2 protein-coding genes are annotated in these 1,343 nt (G+C 66.6%); both read left to right on the forward strand.

Annotated elements, in window-relative coordinates; genetic code table 11:
- Positions 1-312 precede the first annotated feature (312 nt).
- Entirely contained in the window at positions 313-1,041 is a 729-nt protein-coding gene (locus ACZ5CR_RS45490) for an AfsR/SARP family transcriptional regulator (protein ID WP_468869644.1), read from the forward strand.
- 26 nt (positions 1,042-1,067) lie between these two features.
- The coding region (locus tag ACZ5CR_RS45495) for a 4'-phosphopantetheinyl transferase family protein (protein WP_468869641.1) at positions 1,068-1,343 on the forward strand (276 nt) is incomplete at its 3' end.

Below are 1,343 nucleotides of genomic sequence, written 5' to 3' on the forward strand. Positions count from 1 at the left end.
CTCTCTCCGCGCTGGGGGCGCTGTGCATCGCCCTCACCCGGATCGGCAAGCGGTCCCGGGCGGGCGCGTAGCGGGAACGGAGGTCCCGTCCTCGGGCGGGACCTCCGTTCTCCGCCACCTCTCCGGCTCTTTCGCACTGCCTCTTTCGAAGCAGACGCATGTCCCTTACGCAACAGCGCAATGGCACAAACGCCCGCGTACGCATAGCGTTTGACCTCCATGGACCATCCGTCACGGATGACGGGAATTCCATCGCGAGGCCGAGGGGGAGAGTCGCACATGACGGGCTTTGGCGTCCTGGGACCGCTGGAAATGCATACCGCACACGGCGTACGGGCCATTCGCGGGCCGCAGCTCCGAAAGGTCCTCGCCCTGCTGTTGTCCCGGGCCGGGCATTTCGTCCCGCTTGACCTCTTGATGGACGAACTATGGGCGGAATACCGACCCCGGACTGCCGTGATGACCGCCCGCACCCACGTCTACCACCTGCGTCAGCAGCTGGCCGCCGATGAATTGCAGGGAACAGCGCGGCAATCGGTCATCGAGGGCCGCCCGAACGGCTATCTTCTGCGCCTTCCCGACGGCGCCCTTGACTCCGCCGTCTTCGCCCGGCAGTCCCGGCTCGGGAGCGAACTCCTGTACCAGGGCCGTGTGCGGGAATCCGCGGACACGCTGCGTGCGGCACTGGCACTGTGGCGGGGTCCGGCACTGGAGGGGATGGAATGCGGACCGGTCCTTGACGGCTATGTGGCCCGCCTCGAAGAGCAGCGCCAACGCACCCTGGAAATGCGCCTGGAGGCGGATGCACGGCTCGGTCGGCACCGTGAAATAGTCTGCGAGCTCCGCTCGTTGGTGGCCGCGAACCCCTTCAACGAATCACTGCACACCCGCCTCATCGACGCCCTGCGCTGCTCGGGCCGGCGCGCCGAGGCACTGGGCGCGTACCAGAAACTGTGCGCCCTGCTCGAAAGCGAACTGGGCCTGGAACCCTCGTTGGAAGTACGCCGCATACGCTGCCAGATCCTCGGCCGGGCCGCCTGAATCCGGCCTGAAACGCTGACCAGCACGTGATCGATGAACTTCTGCCCCCGCCCGTCGCGTTCGCCGAACAGTTCGGCGACGTGTCCCTCACCGAACTCTTCTCCGCCGAAGCCAAGTTGGTCACCAGAACGGTGGAAGCGCGGCGCCGCAAATTCTGCACCGTGCGCAGTTGCGCCCGCAGGGCGATGGCGCAGCTCGGCATTCCTCCCGTGCCGATATCAAGAGGGCCGAGCGGAGAACCGATATGGCCGGACGGAATCGTCGGCAGCATGACGCACTGCTCCGGATACCGAGCGGCTGCC

Source organism: Streptomyces sp. NPDC031274, assembly GCF_055570235.1.

What these genes read in the sequence shown, in the direction of transcription:
- ACZ5CR_RS45490 (WP_468869644.1), top strand. Translation starts at nt 313, where the DNA reads ATGCATACCGCACACGGCGTACGGGCCATTCGCGGGCCGCAGCTCCGA.